Annotated in this window: 9 protein-coding genes; 8 read left to right on the top strand and 1 reads right to left on the bottom strand. The window is 72.3% G+C overall.

Annotated features, from left to right (window positions below; translation table 11 throughout):
- The 8 genes from ACZ6O2_RS14445 to ACZ6O2_RS14410 all read left to right on the top strand — a co-directional run bounded on the left by ACZ6O2_RS14445 (window position 1) and on the right by ACZ6O2_RS14410 (window position 11889).
- Window positions 1–1506 (top strand): class I adenylate-forming enzyme family protein, encoded by a 1506-nt coding sequence (locus tag ACZ6O2_RS14445; protein WP_466023141.1) that lies wholly within the window; start codon window positions 1–3, stop codon window positions 1504–1506.
- A gap of 26 nt (window positions 1507–1532) precedes the next feature.
- Window positions 1533–4619 (top strand): non-ribosomal peptide synthetase, encoded by a 3087-nt coding sequence (locus ACZ6O2_RS14440; RefSeq protein ID WP_466023140.1) that lies wholly within the window; start codon window positions 1533–1535, stop codon window positions 4617–4619.
- Between the two features lies 1 nt (window position 4620).
- Entirely contained in the window at window positions 4621–4914 is a 294-nt protein-coding gene (locus ACZ6O2_RS14435) for an acyl carrier protein (RefSeq protein WP_466023139.1), read from the top strand.
- A 112-nt stretch (window positions 4915–5026) separates the two neighbouring features.
- The gene (locus tag ACZ6O2_RS14430; protein WP_466023138.1) at window positions 5027–6838 is read left to right on the top strand and encodes a hypothetical protein; all 1812 of its coding nucleotides are present in this window, start codon (window positions 5027–5029) and stop codon (window positions 6836–6838) included.
- Between the two features lie 363 nt (window positions 6839–7201).
- Window positions 7202–7918, top strand: coding sequence for an SCO2525 family SAM-dependent methyltransferase (locus ACZ6O2_RS14425; RefSeq protein ID WP_466023137.1), 717 nt, complete (start codon window positions 7202–7204; stop codon window positions 7916–7918).
- A 237-nt stretch (window positions 7919–8155) separates the two neighbouring features.
- Window positions 8156–9997, top strand: coding sequence for an SCO2524 family protein (locus tag ACZ6O2_RS14420; RefSeq protein WP_350704508.1), 1842 nt, complete (start codon window positions 8156–8158; stop codon window positions 9995–9997).
- Entirely contained in the window at window positions 9998–10927 is a 930-nt protein-coding gene (locus ACZ6O2_RS14415) for an SCO2523 family variant P-loop protein (RefSeq protein ID WP_350704506.1), read from the top strand.
- The gene (locus ACZ6O2_RS14410; RefSeq protein WP_466023136.1) at window positions 10912–11889 is read left to right on the top strand and encodes an SCO2522 family protein; all 978 of its coding nucleotides are present in this window, start codon (window positions 10912–10914) and stop codon (window positions 11887–11889) included. Before ACZ6O2_RS14415 ends, ACZ6O2_RS14410 begins: the two co-directional genes overlap by 16 nt.
- Window positions 11890–11895: 6 nt before the next feature.
- Here the strand turns inward: ACZ6O2_RS14410 and ACZ6O2_RS14405 are convergent, their stop codons facing one another.
- Window positions 11896–12852 (bottom strand): SCO2521 family protein, encoded by a 957-nt coding sequence (locus ACZ6O2_RS14405; protein WP_466023135.1) that lies wholly within the window; start codon window positions 12850–12852, stop codon window positions 11896–11898.
- Window positions 12853–12971 lie beyond the last annotated feature (119 nt).

Genomic DNA, 12971 nt, shown 5'->3' with positions numbered 1-12971 from the left:
ATGACCGCGACGACCACCGGCCGGGCCACCCTCCGTACCGTGCCCGAGCTGCTCGACTGGCGCACCAGCCTGCACCCCGACCAGGTCGCGGTCGAGGTGCACGGCGTGGCGACGCTGACCTTCGCCCAGTGGTCCGCCGGCGCGACCACCGTGGCCGCCGCGCTGCGGCACCGGGGCCTGTCCCGCGGCGACCGGGTCGGCCTGCTGTTCGGCGCCCGCGACTGGACCCGGTTCGCCGTGGCGTACTGCGGGGTGCTGCGGGCCGGCGGCGTCGCCGTGCCGCTGTCCGACCGGCTCGCCGCCGGGCAACTCGGGTACGCGCTGACCCACTGCGCGGCCACCGCCGTCCTGCACGGCGACGACACCCCCGCCCCGCCGGTACCGCCCGGCGTGTCGACCTGGACGGTGGGTGACCTGCTCGCCGGTCCCGGAACCGGCCTCGACCCCGCCGGCCCCCGCCCGGGCGACCTCGCCCAGATCCTCTACACCTCGGGCACCACGGGCCGCCCGAAGGGAGTGGCCGCCAGCCACGCCAACCTCACCGTGGGCGCGCCGACCCACCCGCGCCGGCTGGCGCTGGCCCACTCGCGGCGGTTCCTGCACGCGTTCGCCATCGGCACCAACGCCGGGCAGACCATGCTGGCCAACGCGCTCACCGCGAAGGCCGCCGCGTTCACCCTGCCCCGGTTCACCCCGGCCCGGTTCGCCCGGCTGATCGAGACCGCCGGCACCGGGACCGTCTTCGTCGTCCCGTCGATCGCCGTCGAGCTGCTCGACTCCGGGGCGCTGCGCGGGCGGGACACCGGCGCCGTGCAGCTCATCGGCTCCACCGCCGCCCCGCTCGCCCCGGCGGTCGCGGCCCGGCTGGCCGAGGCGTTCCCGCAGGCCACGATCGTCAACTACTACACGTCGACGGAGGCGGCCCCGGCCCAGACCACGATGATCTACGACCCGTCCCGTCGGGACGCGGTCGGGCGGCCGGTGGGTGGGCAGTTGATGGTCGCCGACGCCGACGGGAACCCGCTGCCGGCCGGGGCCACCGGCGACGTGTGGCTGCGCGCCCCCCACCCCCGCGCGTACTACCGCGACGAGGCGGCCAACCGGGCCACCTTCCGCGACGGGTGGGTCAGGATGGGCGACGTCGGCCGGATGGACGCCGACGGCTACCTGTACCTCACCGACCGGCACCAGGACGTCGTCAAGACCGGCGCGTTCAAGGTCTCCACCATCGAGGTCGAGGCCGCCCTGCACGAGCATCCCCTGGTCGCCGAGGCGGCCGTCGTCGGCGTCCCGCACCCGGTGCTCGGTTCGGTCGTGGCCGCCGCCGTCGTGCCCCGCCCCCCGGCCGGCCCGGACGGGCTGTCCCTGCCGGTGCTGCGCGGTTTCCTCGCCGACCGGCTGGCCGACTACCAGCTGCCCGCCCGACTCCTGCTGCTGGACCGGCTGCCCCGCAACGAGGGCGGCAAGGTGCTCAAGCGGCAGCTCACCCACCTCTTCGACAACTGACCACCAGCACGACCATAGGAGCACATGTGGGTACCGCCGAGGCGACCTCCGCGCAGCACGCCGTCTGGTTCACCGAGCAGGCCGGCGTCGCCGGCACGGCCTACCACATGGCGTTGGGCGTACGGTTCGCCGCCGAACTCGACCGTCGGGCCCTCGTCGCGGCGTGCGCCGCGGTGGCCGAACAGCACCCGGTCCTGGCCGCCCGCGTCGTCACCGACGACGACGGCATCCCCCACCTGGCCCCTGCGGACACGCGCCCGGCGGTCATGGTCGGCGAGTGGACCGACGCCCGCGTCACCGAGGAGATCGCCCGCCCGCACGACCTGGGCACCGGCCCGCTGGCCCGGTTCACCCTGCTGACCGCCGCCGACGGCAGCCACCTGCTGCTCGTCACCGCGCACCACCTGGCCTTCGACGGCACGTCCAAGGACGTGCTCGTCCGCGACCTGGCCGCCGCCTACGCCGCCGCCCGCGCCGGCGGCCCGGCCGCGCCGTCACCCCGCGCCGACGGGTACGCCGGCCTCGCCGCCGCCGAGCAGCAACGCGTCGCGGCCGACCTGCCCGCCGCCCGCGACCACTGGGCGCGGCACTGGTCCGGCCCCGGAGACGTCGTCCTGCCCGGCCTACGTCGGCTGCCCACCGCCGCGGAGCCCGGCGAGGCCGTGCCCCTGGACCTGCCCGCCGGCCTGGTCGACGGCGTCGACCAGGCCGCCCGGTCGATCGGGGTGACCCGCTTCGAGCTGCTGTTCGCCGTGCTGCACGCCCTGCTCGGGCGCTACGGCAACCAGGGCGCGCCGGTCGGGGTGGCCCTGTCCACCCGCACCCCCGACCAGGCCGACCGGGTCGGGCTGTTCGTCAACGAGCTGCCCGTCGCGGTCGCCCCGGCGCGGGGCACGTTCCGCGACCACGCCCTCGCCGTCCGGGCCCGGCTGCGCGAGACGTACCGGCACCGCGCCGTGCCGCTGGCCCACGCCGTGCCCGGGTTGCGGCCCGCCCCGGCCCTGACCCCGGTCAGCGTCGCCTACCGGCGGCGCGGTGCGGAACCGACGTTCCCCGGAGTGGCCAGCGAGGTCGACTGGACCCTGTTCTGCGGCGCCGCCCGCAACGCCCTGCACGTGCAGATCGTCGACGCCCCGACAGGCGTCACGGTGAGCCTCCAGCACAGCCCGGCGGCCATCGACACCGACTCCGTACGCCGGATCGGCGGGCACCTGCGCACCATGCTCGCCGCGGCGGTCGCCGAACCCGACCGCCCTGTGGCGGACCTGCCGCTGCTGCCCGCCGACGAACTCGACCGGGTCACCCGCGCCGTCAACGACACCGTCCGGGCGTACCCCGCCGTGACGGTGCCGGTCCTGTTCGCCGCCCGGGTCGCCGCAGAACCGGACGCGCCGGCCCTGGTCGACGGCGACATGACGCTGACCTACGCCCAGCTCGACGCCGCCGTCCTCCGGCTCGCCGCGCTGCTGCGCCAGCGCGCGATCGGCCCCGGCACACTGGTGGCCGTCGCGCTGGACCGCTCCTGGCAGGCGGTGGTGGCCGTGCTGGCGGTGCTGCGCTGCCGCGCCGCCTACCTGCCGGTCGACCCGGGCAACCCGCCGGCCCGGCGGGAGGCGATCCTCGCCGACGCCGCCCCGGCGCTGGTCGTGACGGGCCCCGCCGTCGAGACGAGCCGGCCGACCCTCGCCCTCGACGGGACCGACCTGCTCCACGGCCCGGTCCCGACCGGGCCCGCCGACGGGCCGCCGGACGCCGACGATCTCGCGTACGTGCTCTACACCTCCGGGTCGACCGGCCGGCCCAAGGGCGTGGCGGTGCGGCACGGCGCGTTGGCGAACCTGCTGCTGGGCGTCCGCGACCTGCTGGGCAGCGGGCCACGGGACCGGTGGCTGCACCTGACGTCGCTGTCGTTCGACATCTCCACCGTGGAGGTGTTCCTGCCGCTGGTCACCGGCGGCCGGGTGGTCGTCGCCTCGGCCGTCAGCGCGCTGGACGGCGCGGGCGTGCTGCGGCTGGTCCGCGACACCGGCGTGACCCACGCCCAGGCCACCCCGTCCGGCTGGCGGGTGCTGCTGGACGCCGGCCTCGGCGTGCCGGCCCCGGGCGCCGGGGACACGCCGGCGCCGCTGGTCGCGGTCGCCGGCGGGGAGGCGCTGCCGGTCGCCCTCGCGCGGGACCTGCGGGCCCGCACCGCCCGCCTGGTCAACGGGTACGGGCCCACGGAGGCGACCGTCTACGCGACCATGGCGGAGATCCCCGCCGGTCCCGACGAGGTCACCATCGGTCGGCCGCTGCCGAACGTGCGGGCGTACGTCCTGGACGAGGCCCGCCGACCGGTGCCGCTCGGGGTGCCCGGCGAGCTGCACCTGGCCGGCGCGGGGCTGGCCACCGGCTACCTGGGGCAGGACGACCTCACCGCCGAGCGGTTCGTGCCGGACCCGTTCGGGCGGGCCGGCGAGCGGCTCTACCGCACCGGCGACCGCTGCCGGTGGCTGCCCGACGGGCGGATCGAGTTCCTCGGTCGCGTCGACGACCAGGTCAAGATCCGGGGGCACCGGGTCGAGCTGGGGGAGATCGACGCCCGGCTCCTCGACCATCCGGCCGTGGCCGCGGCGGCCACCGCGCTGCGGCACGACGCGGACGAGCCGCGCCTCGTCGCGTACGTGGTGTGCCGCGCCGGGGCCGCCGCGCAGCCGGCGGAGCTGCGACAGCACCTGGCGCTGAGCCTGCCGCAGGCCGTGCTGCCCACCGACTACGTGACGCTCGACCGGCTGCCGCTGAACCCGAACGGGAAAGTCGACCGGGCCGCGCTGCCCGCCCCCGCGCCCCGGGAGCCGGTCGGGGCGGCCCCGGGCGGGACCGCTGCCGACGGAACCGGCGACGACCCGGTGGTGGAGCAGCTGCGCCAGATCTGGCAGGAGGTGCTGCGCGTCCCCGACATCGGTGTGCACGAGGACCTGTTCGACCTGGGCGGGCACTCGCTGACCATCACCCGGATCAGCGGCCGGATCCAGCAGCGGCTCGGGGTCGAGGTGCCGCTGGACGACTTCTTCGAGACCCCGACCATCGCCGAGATCGCCGAGATCGTCCGGCAGTCCGCAAAGGAGTTCTGACATGGGTGGCACCGACCTGCGCGAGCGGATCGCGGAGCTGGTGAGCGAGGCCACGACCGGGGAGGTCGCGGCGGCCGACGTGCTGGCCGGCGGGTCGATGGTCGCGCTCGGCGTGGACTCCCTCGGCCTGCTGCGCCTGGTCGACGCGATCGAGCTGGAGTACGGCGTCGAGGTGGACCTGAACGGTCCCGGCCGCACCCTGGACACCCTCGACGACCTCGTGGCGCTGGTGAGCGCGGCAGGGGCCGGGCGAGCTGCCACCGGATCCGGTGGGACGGGCGGGCCGCTGAGCTGATCCGCCCGCGTCCCTTTCCCATCGTCCGCGACGCGCAAAGTCTGACGGGTCGCGGGCCGTGGCCCGGTCCGGGGGATCGCGGTAGATGGCGTGGCTGTCCATCATTGGTGCCATGACGTCAGTAGGTCGCCAGCGGGTACGGAATGCGGACCGTCGAGCGCACAGTCGTGTCGAGCAGCGACTGATCAAGTCCGTCGCCTGCGGCGAGGTGCTCGACCTGGCCGGTGACGGGCCGGTCGACGAGGCAGCGATGCGGTCCTGGGGCGATGAGCGGACGGTCTCGGCTTCGGTCATCCGCGAGCTCGTCCGCGGCCGTCTGGTCAGCGAACCCGACCCACACGGCCTGCGGCTACGCGGAGCCCGGATCGCCGGTCAGATCGATCTGGAGAACATCACCGGTGACCTGGCGCTGGAGCTGCGCGACTGTCTCCTGCCCAGCGGCCTGAATCTCCGCAACGCCCAACTGTCGGCGGTTGCCCTGACCGGGTGCCGCATCGAGCAAGCGGCAGATTCGGACGACGCGCCAGTCGACGCCACACGCTTCGCCGCGCGGGTGCTCTCGCTCGAAGGGAGCACCGCCACCAGCGCCAGCGAGCTGGGCACGGTCCGGCTCCTCGCAGCCCACCTCGGCACACTGGACTGCAGCGGAGCGCGGCTCGAGAACGCCTCCGGACCCGCCCTCGACGCCGACGGGCTCAAGGTCGACCAGAGCGTGTTCCTGCGCGGGTCCACCGCCACCGGCGCCGGCGAGCGAGGCACGGTCCGGCTACTCGGTGCCCACCTCGGCGGCCAACTGAACTGCAGCGGAGCGCGGCTGCGGAACACCACCGGACCCGCCCTCAACGCCGACCGCCTCCAGGTCGACCAGGACGTGTTCCTGCTCGGCGGGTTCACCGCCACCAGCGCCAGCGAGCAGGGCACGGTCCGGCTACTCGGTGCCCACCTCGGCACATTGCACTGCACCGGGGCACGGCTGATGAACACCAGCGGACCCGCCCTCGAAGCCGACCACCTCCAGGTCGACCGGGACGTGGCCCTGGACGATCGGTTCACCGCCACCAGCGCCAGCGAGCTGGGCACGATCCAGCTGCCCGGTGCCCACATCGGCGGCGTCCTGTACTGCGGCGGAGCGCGGCTGGAGAACGCCACCGGACCCGCCCTCAACACCGACGGCCTCCGCGTCGACCAGGACGTGATGCTGGACGACGGGTTCACCGCCACCAGCGCAGACGGCCGGGCCGTGCTCGTGTTGACCGGTACGCGGATCGGCGGGACCTTCCGCCTCGACACCGACCGAACGACGCACACGGCACCGGACCAGGGATCGCTGATCGAGTTGGACGGGCTCACCTACAGCGGGCTGCCGCGGCCAGCGTCACTGCCGCGCTGGCTGACCCTGCTGCGCGAGCACACCCCCGGCTACGCAGCCCAGCCCTACCAGCACCTCGTCGCCGCCTACCGTGCCGCCGGCCACGACCGCGACGCCCGCACGATTCTCATCGCCCAACGCCGCGACCAGATCCAGCGCGCCGGCCTGTCCGGCTCCGAACGGGCCTGGGGCCGCCTCACCGGCATCACCCTCGGATACGGCTACCAGCCCTGGCGCGCCCTGCTCCTGCTCCTCGCCACGCTTGCGGCCGCGGTCACCCTCAGCGTCACCGGCGGCCACCACGGCGGGCTGGCCCAGAAGCCGGCGATCACCGGAGAAGCCGCAGCCGCCGCCTGCACCGCCATCGACCAGATCGGCGTGGGCCTCGACCTCGGCACCCCACTGATCAAAACCGGCGCCCGCGACCGCTGCCAACCCACCGACACCCCCGCCGGCCAAACCCTCACCATCGCCAGCTGGTTCCTGCAACTGCTCGCCTGGACCTTCGCCACCCTCTTCATTGCCGGCTTCACCAGCGCAGTCCGCAAGACCTGACTCAACCCACCGAGCTACAGAGCACCTGACCACGAAAACGTCCTACCTTGACTGACAGGCTCCGCGGCGCCGCTGGCTTTCGATATCGGATGTCCGTCAAAGCGGATCAGGCCCACGCCTCGGCCGGGTGAACTGGGAGGGCAGGGCGAACATCGTCCGGTCCTGGAGTTGGTGAAGTGCCGCTGCTTGCAAGCAAACACCACCTTCGATACACAATGGTCAGTGAGAAGGAGCGCGCCGGAACGACGATCATTGTGATCCGCCGACATCGATGGAGGCCCGTCCATGACGTTGACCCCGGCGGCTGACGGCGGTTGCGGCGAGTCGTCGACGCCAACCCCGCCGATCCAGTCTCCGAGGCCGGTGAATTCCGACGTCGAGTGGGACAGCTTCGACCCCCAGGCATACGTCCGGCACAACTACGCGGTCCTGCGTGCCGACGATCGTGAGATCCTCTGCCGTACCAGAGATTTTCTCGCCGAGGCGAAGCTCTCCGGCGCGCGCTGTGTCGACGTGGGGTCGGGGGCGAACCTCTACCCGGCGCTGTCGCTTCTGCCGTTCGCGCGCACGATCGACCTGTGTGACTGGTCGATGTCGAATGTGCGCTGGCTGCGTACGCAGGTCGACAGCTACGACGAGCTCTGGGACCCGTACTGGCAGGTGTGCGCGGAGCATCCGACGTACTCGGCGCTGACCGATCCGCGGGGCCGCCTGGCGCGGGTGGGCCGAGTGCTGAGGACCAGTGTCTTCGACGCGCCGAGGCACGCCTGGGACGCCGGCACGATGTTCTTCGTGGCCTGCTCCATCTCGGCCGACCGCGCGGAGGCCGAGCGCGCGATCGGCCGGTTCCTCGACGCGCTGCGGCCCGGCTCGCCCTTTGCCGTGGCGGTCATGCTCGGCTCCCGCGGCTACCGCGTCGGCCAGCGATTGTTCCCGGCCGTGGCGCTGCAGCGCGCCGAGGTGGTGGCCAGCATCGCGGCCGGCGCGTACGAATTGGCCGTTCACGAGGTGCGGCTCACACCGCCGCTGCGTGACGGGTACCTGAGCATGCTGCTGACCACCGGCCGTACCCGCGGTTAGTGCCGACGCCCGATCATGGGAGGCGCCGGCGCCGTGGGATTCACCCGGCCTACCAGTACGGGCATTCACGCCGCCGATGGGCCGGGTTGCCGACACGCGGCCATCGAAGCTGTTCGAGTGGCACTCGACTGGCCCGCTACCATGTTGTTGCGCGTCATTGTGGATCACCGTAGATCATCGTGTGAACGGCAACATCGGCAGTTTCGAGTCGACGACTACAGCAGACGGCGGTGAATCGTGCGGATACAGCCACGCCAGGAGATTCTCGACATCTGGCGGGCCACGGTGCGTAGTTGCTGGCAGAACGGTGAATGGCACTGGGGTGGTCGAAGTGGCAGCAACTCGATCAGCGATGCGGAGCAACTACTGACCCTGCTGCTCCCGGCGGCGAGGGTTCCCGTGCTGTCGCTCGACGACCCGGATCGCGCCGACGAGGAGGTGATCGAGGCGCTCAGCCCGATCGGCGGCGCGATCGAGATTCCCCGCCGGCTGGTCAGCGTGATCACCGACTACTTCACGCGGTACACCGACGACACCGGCACCCCGATCTTCAGCGGCGGTAGCTACCTCGCCCCGCTGGAGGGCGGCTCGGAGCTCACCGACGAGCAACGCTCCCTGGACATCGTCGACTCGTTCGCGGTGTCCGTCACGCTGACCCTGGCGACGATCGGCTTCGTCAAGGTCTACCGTGGCGCCACGAAACGACGTGACCTGCTGGCGCAGCTGGACGCCCTGGAAGCGATGGCCAGCGCGCGGCTCACCGCGGCCATGGTCGGCCTGCTCCGCAGCTTCAGTACCTTCGTCTTCACCGCCAGCGACGAGTACGGCGTCCGGCTGTGCGACATGATCAACCAGGACGAGTTGCCGCGCCGCGAAGTCGTGGCCGCGCTGCGCGAACAGCTGCGGGAAACGATGGCCAGCCTGCGCAGCGTGGTCATCGGGTCGGGCCGGGTGACCGAGGACCTGGACAACAGCGAGATGCTGTTCGAGTGCGGCTGGTCGTGGGGGATCATCGCCGGGGCCGAGGAGGTCCCGACCACCGAGCCGATCGGCCTGCAGCGGGAGGGCTCGGCGGAGAATGCCCCCTACCTCTACTTCACCGTCATCGCGATGGACGCCATCGAGGACCTGAACTCCGAACGCACCCGCCTGCTCGGTTTGCTCAACGAGGAGCAGCAGCGGCTGTCTCGGGCGCTGCAGCTGCGCTGGGAGCTGACCCGGACCTACTGGGCGACGGTGGCGACCTTCGGCAACCGACGGCGGTGGCCCATCGAGGACATTCCCTGGCGGACGACCGACGGTGACCGGACCGACTACTACACCCTCCAGGCCACGTCGCTGGCGGTGAAGGGCCTGATCGCCGGCGGGCGCGGCGCCGACGAGGAGCTCGGCCGGATCGCCTCGGTGCTGGTGGAGCTGGCGCAGCGGGCGCGGATCACCCGGCGTGCCTCGCCCGACGAGCCGGCGCTGCTCCTGCACGCGCCGGGCAAGCGGGTGACCCTGAACGACGACACGTCGAAGCCGATCATGACGTGGAACGTGAACGAGTACTCCACGGTGCTGCTCCAGCGGGCGGCCACCGTCGCCGGTCTGCTGAGCAACGCCCGGCGGCGCAGCGAGCTGCTCGAACTGGCGGACGAGGTGTGGGATCACCTGCTGCTGCGGCGCATCCCTGACGGCCAGCACCGAGGGTTGTGGGATCACGCCGGCGGCGCTTTCCCCGGGTTGGCGCCGAAGCCGGACGCACCCTCCTGGTACCTGACCGAGCGGGTGGTGGAGGCGCTGGTCAGCGCCGGTCAGCTGCTCTGGGATCGGCCGTTCCCACGGGCCGGCCGGCTCGCCGCGTACGCGCAGGATCTCATCGACGAGGCCGAGTACCTGTTCGACCGGGAGTTGATGCGCGGCACGTTCGCCGGTGAGGCGATGCAGCGCAGCATGCGCAGCATTCGGGCCAGCCTGCGCCGGGCGCAGCTGCTGGTGGACGAACGCCCCGGCACGGCGGCCGCCCTGGCGAACACGCTGCTGCTGCTGCTCAACGACATTGCCACCGGGCAGCAGAAGGCCAGCGAGGGGATCTGAATGCTGGTCTTCGTCACGTCGCACAAGGGCGGTACCGGGCGCTCGGTGACCGCGGCGAACATCGCCTACCGCAGCGCGTTGTCCGGCCGCCCCACCTGCTACCTGGACTACGATTTCGGCTCGCCGACGGCCGGTATCACGTTCCAGATCCCGCAGGCCGTCAACGGGGTGGAGGGCGCCGGGCCCAACGGCGGCGGCCTGCACCGGTATCTGCGCGGGGAGATCCCGTCTCCGGAGCAGTTGGACGTGTGGGCCACGTCGGAGCGGGCCAGCCTGCGTCAGCGTCCCATCGGGTCCGGCCCGCTGGTGCTCCTGCCCGGGCAGCGCAACGGCAGCGAGTTCGGTTTCACCAACGACATCGCCAAGCGCTGCGCCGAACTCTTCCTCCGTCTGGAGGAGGAGTTCGACCTGACCCTGGTGGACCTCAGCGCCGGCCGGTCGTACGCCAGCCAGATCGCGCTGGCCGCCACCGCCACCCCGACCCTGCGCAAGGTCACCGTTCGCTGGTTGGTCTTCCACCGGTGGACTCCCCAGCACGTCACCGCGGCCGCGGATCTGGCCTTCGAGGCAGGCGGGATCGTGGCCATGGGCAAGGAGTACGGTCACGAGCCGGACCGGCTGCGGGAGTCGCTGCGGTTCATCCGCACGGCGGTGATCGATTCACGCGGCCCCGAGGTCGGCTACCTCGACCTCGCGCAGCAGGCCTTCCTGCGCAAGTGCGACGCGGAGCTGTCGGAGCTGGCCCGACGGCGGGGCGTCGGGCGCACCACGCTCTTCGGCGCGGTGCCGCTGGATCCTCTGTTGCAGTGGCGGGAGCAGCTCATCTCGGACCACGACGTGCAAAGCAAGATCGCGAACGTCAAGACCGTGGACGCCTTCGTGGATCTGACCGAGAAGCTCTTCGACGAGACGGCATGGGAGACCGTGTGATTGGCGTGGATGTCAGGTTCCAGGAGGCAGCTGCGGTGCGACGTACAGAGAGCGTGGCGTACTCGCACCTGTCCGTGGAGTTGGGGCACTTCTACGCGGAGGACTTCGGCGACGGATGTCAGGAGCTGCGGCGCAAGTTCGCGCGGATCGCGGACTGGTCGGCCGCGATCCCGGCCCTGGCCCGACGAGGCCTGCCCCCACACCGGCAACCGCGGATCAGCACCTGCTTCATGGTGGACGACTACTTCCACCGCTTCGGTACCCCTCGTGAGGTGATCCCGCAGGTGCAGAGCGCCGCGGCGGAGCACGGCCTGATGCTGGACTACGTGGCCCGGGAGTCCAGCTTCGCGCGGCACGACGGCGTCGAGCTGGCCCAGCTGGTGGTCGACACGCTGGTGGTGGAACCGCCTCGGCACACCACCGGGAGCCGCCCACCGCTGAGCGAGTCGGGTTGGCTGTCCAACGGTAAGCGGTCGCCCGGGCACGTCGACGCCCCGGCGATGACCCTGCCGCGGCCGTGGTCCCCGCCGGTGCAGTCCGGCGATCCCCAGCACTCCATCTTCGTCGACATCGAGCTGTGGTCCGACGAGCCGAACACCCGGGTGTGGGCCTGCGCGCTGCTCGCCTCGGTCTGGCAGTTGACCCGGCTGGGCGTGCTACGGCACCGGGGTGAGACGATGAGGCAGCCGTGCCGGCTTACTGGGGAGTTGCCCACCGACTGGGACGAACTGCCGGCGATCGTCCAGCTGAATCCGGTCGCCGCGCCGTTCTGCGCGTACCGCACGTTGACCCTCATGGACACCCAGTACCTGCCGGTGGAGCTGGCCGTACGGACCATCCTCGGCCAGGTGGCGGTACCGCCGGCAGTCGCGCAGCAGGTCGCCAAGCGGGCCGGCGGCGAGGGCCTGCGGTTGCCGAGCGAGCTGGTCGACCGGTTGAGCTACGTGTTCATCGGCGAGTGAGCGCGGTCAGCGACCGCACGGCTGCTTGACCGCCACCCGGTCGGCCAGGTCGCGCAGCAGCGCCATGTTGTTCACGCTGATCTGATCCCGGATCCAGTTGACCGACGACTTCCACTGCCGGCTGAACCCGGGCACCTGCTCCAGGCGGTCCCAGATCGGCCGCAGCCGCGGGTGGACCCGAGCGCCGGGCAGCCACAGGTGCAGCAGGTGCTCCAGCACCGGCCGCAGCCGCTCGATGTGCTCCTGCCCGGAGGCCGGTCGGGTGACCGCGGCCTCCACCAGGGAGGACAGCATGGTCAGCAGCCAATCGTGCAGCGCGAGATCTTCGCAGAGGCCGGCCACGGCGGCCGGCACGTCCTGCGGGCCGACCACGAGTTCGACCGTGCGCAGCGTGGGGGAGTCCACGGTGACCACCGCCGAGACGGCCCGGCCCGGCTGCTGGTCGACCTGCGCGGTCCAGCGCAGCCGGGTGCGCGCCGCGCGCAGTGGCGGGTGCCGGTCCAGCAGGTCGGACATCTGTACGCCGTCGAGTACCCGGCCGGTGATCGCCTCCAGGTTCAGCACGTCCGCGTTGTTGCCGTGCAGGAAGCCTGCGGTCAGGTCCGCGACGTCCAGCCTGCCGACCGTCTCAAGGACACCGGGGTTGGCCAGATAGTGCGACCATGGCTGGCGGCGATCTCCAGCGACGACCTGGATGACCGAGGAGGCCTGGACGATTCGGCCACCGGTGACGATGGCCCGGGTGACCACCGCACCCACCCCGCGCAGTTGGCGCTTCCTGGCGCTGGGCAGCCAGCAGTCCACGCCGGTGCGGACGTCGGGCGACACCGCGTAGAGCGAAGGGCGTCGGGAGGTCAGCACGACCTCGCCCTCGACCAGGCCGAGCACCTCGGAGCTCTGCTCCTGGGTCAGCGCCGTGCTGTGCTGCAGCAGGCTGGTGTGCACCTCACCCACCGTGAGCATGGCTTCCTCCGCATTGCCGGCACCGGTCCGCGGTCGCCCCGCGGAGTGCGGTCCCATGGTGATTGACGTACGCCGCCGTGACCCGCACCGACACGGATCCGTGTGGGATTGCCGAAACT

This window comes from Micromonospora sp. NPDC048040 (assembly GCF_055587185.1).
This window is presented reverse-complemented; position numbering and strand designations above follow the sequence as displayed.

What these genes read in the sequence shown, in the direction of transcription:
- ACZ6O2_RS14410 (WP_466023136.1), top strand. Translation starts at nt 10,912, where the DNA reads ATGGGAGACCGTGTGATTGGCGTGGATGTCAGGTTCCAGGAGGCAGCT.
- ACZ6O2_RS14445 (WP_466023141.1), top strand. Translation starts at nt 1, where the DNA reads ATGACCGCGACGACCACCGGCCGGGCCACCCTCCGTACCGTGCCCGAG.
- ACZ6O2_RS14430 (WP_466023138.1), top strand. Translation starts at nt 5,027, where the DNA reads ATGACGTCAGTAGGTCGCCAGCGGGTACGGAATGCGGACCGTCGAGCG.
- ACZ6O2_RS14435 (WP_466023139.1), top strand. Translation starts at nt 4,621, where the DNA reads ATGGGTGGCACCGACCTGCGCGAGCGGATCGCGGAGCTGGTGAGCGAG.
- ACZ6O2_RS14405 (WP_466023135.1), bottom strand. Translation starts at nt 12,852, where the DNA reads ATGCTCACGGTGGGTGAGGTGCACACCAGCCTGCTGCAGCACAGCACG.
- ACZ6O2_RS14415 (WP_350704506.1), top strand. Translation starts at nt 9,998, where the DNA reads ATGCTGGTCTTCGTCACGTCGCACAAGGGCGGTACCGGGCGCTCGGTG.